Source organism: Rhodococcus sp. EPR-157 (assembly GCF_001647195.1).
Classification (GTDB): Bacteria; Actinomycetota; Actinomycetes; order Mycobacteriales; family Mycobacteriaceae; genus Rhodococcoides.
On sequence record NZ_LVCV01000456.1, the window covers coordinates 1 to 2184 of the forward strand.

2 protein-coding genes are annotated in these 2184 nt (G+C 64.7%); both read right to left on the reverse strand.

Annotated elements, in window-relative coordinates; translation table 11 throughout:
- Positions 1-246: 246 nt before the first annotated feature.
- Positions 247-639: a holo-ACP synthase AcpS gene (gene acpS, locus A2J03_RS21240; RefSeq protein WP_019664957.1), complete on the reverse strand. Its 393-nt coding sequence runs from the start codon at positions 637-639 to the stop codon at positions 247-249.
- A 2-nt stretch (positions 640-641) separates the two neighbouring features.
- Positions 642-2184 (reverse strand): beta-ketoacyl synthase N-terminal-like domain-containing protein (locus A2J03_RS21245; RefSeq protein WP_197480897.1); only part of this gene is annotated, 1543 nt, incomplete at its 5' end.

Genomic DNA, 2184 nt, shown 5'->3' on the forward strand with positions numbered 1-2184 from the left:
GACAGTCTGAGACGTCGGTCTGTTTCAGAGTCAGGCCCCAACTCACTGGAGAAGTCCAGTATCAACCGGACACACCCATACTCACAGTCTGTTCGAGTCACTCAGAGTGACCGAATGAGTCGTTCGCTCCGCCGAAGCTCCGCCGAAGGTGACCGAAACAGTCATTCGGTCACTAACCCCCACCCCCACACACGCCGAACGCCGACCCACCTGAAGGTGGACCGGCGTCTGGGCGTGCTACTTAGCTCATTCCTCCAGGATTGCCACCGCTGCGGCGATGTCGCCGTCGTGGGTGAGCGAGAGGTGGATCTTCACCGTCGGCAGGAATTCGAGTGCCATTCCGTGCAGCTTGATCGACGGCCGGCCCCACGCGTCGTTGACGACCTCGATGAGCGGGTACGGGTTGTCACCGATCTGCGGCGGCCTCGCGAATCGCGATGTCGCCCAGGCCTTCAACACTGCTTCCTTGGCGGCCCACCGTGCTGCGTAGTGGCGGGCCGGGTCGGAACTCTTCGTCGCTGCATGCCGACGCTCCCCCGCGGTGAAGCTGTCGCGGATCATCGTCGTGCCGGCCTTCTCCATCTGCTCGGCGAAGTCGGACACGGTCACCAGGTCGAAACCTACTCCCAGGATAGCCATATCTACTTGCACCCCGGCAGACCCGAGCGGTAGACATCGTCGTCGCCGAGGCGTGCTGCCTCGGTGAGCAGGACATCCGCTTCGAGCTCACGAGTAGCCTTCGCAGGCGTCCCGTCGTGTCCGAGCCTTCGGTCGTCGGGCCGCTCGTACAGGGCGTCACCTCCCACCATCGCGGAGATCAGCCTGCGCTGACCGGCGATGCGACGCTCGTTTGAACGGGCGACGTAGTCCAAGCGACGTTCCGCCGGAACTGCTTCGATGAACGCTTGCGGGTGCACGAGGGCGATGAGGCCGGAGACGTGCCCGAAGCCGAGCGAGGTGAGCAGACCTGCCTTGAGAGGTACCGAGTCACCGAAGCGCAGCGGCTCGCGAGCCCACACGAGGTGTCCGAACTCCGTCATCTTGTCGTCGACACAGTCGAGACTGCGGTTCGGCGGGATGACGCCGTTGGCCAGCACCTGGCACAGACCGATCAGCTGCCACGCAGCCGCGCCGCCCTTCGAGTGTCCGGTGAGGCTCTTCTGCGAGACGACGAACAATGGAGCTCCGTCGGTGCGGCCGATGGCATTCGCGAGGCGAGTGTGCAGTTCCGCCTCGTTCGGGTCGTTGGCTGCGGTCGAGGTGTCGTGCTTGGAGATCACTGCCACATCGTCGGCGCTGACGCCGAGTGCGTTGAGAGACAACGCAAGCGCCGAATCTCTGCCGCCGCGGCCGGCGCTGAGCGCACCGAGCCCGGGAGCCGGGATGGAGGTGTGCACACCGTCGCCGAACGACTGTGCGTACGCCACTACACCGAGGACCGGTAGGCCCATCTCCAACGCGAGGTCACCGCGAGCCAGCAGGATCGTTCCACCGCCGTGCGACTCGACGAATCCGCCGCGCCTGCGGTCGTTGGCCCTGGAGAACCGTCGATCGCTGATGCCCTTGGCAGTCATCGCCGCGGAGTCCGCCGTGGCGGACATGTCGCCGAAGCCGATGATGCCTTCGGTGCTCAGATCGTCGAAGCCACCGGCCACGACCAGCTGCGCCTTGCCCAGCTTGATCTTGTCGACGCCTTCTTCGACCGAGACTGCTGCGGTGGCGCAGGCTGCGACGGGGTGAACCATCGCGCCGTAGCTACCGATGTACGACTGAACCACGTGCGCGGCAACGACGTTCGGCAGAGCTTCCTGCAGGATGTCGTTCGCACGAGCGTCGCCGAGCAGGGTGTCGATGTACAGCGAGCGCATCGACTCCATTCCGCCCATGCCGGTGCCTTGTGTGTTGGCGACCAGCGTCGGGTGAACCCAGCGCATCAGTTCCGAGGGGTTGAAGCCCGAGGAGATGAACGCGTCGACCGTGGTGACGATGTTCCACAGTGCAACTCGGTCGACCGAGCTCGCCATGTCGGGCGAGATGCCCCACTTGGTCGGATCGAATCCGGTCGGAATCTGTCCACCCACGGTGCGGGTGAGCTTCATCTTGCGCGGAACCCGAATCTCGGTGCCCGCCTTACGGGTCACCTGCCAGTCGCTCGAATCCGGAACCGGTGTGATCAACGTGTGC

Excerpts from the sequence above, each read along its gene's own strand:
- acpS (WP_019664957.1), bottom strand. The coding sequence starts at position 639 with ATGGCTATCCTGGGAGTAGGTTTCGACCTGGTGACCGTGTCCGACTTC.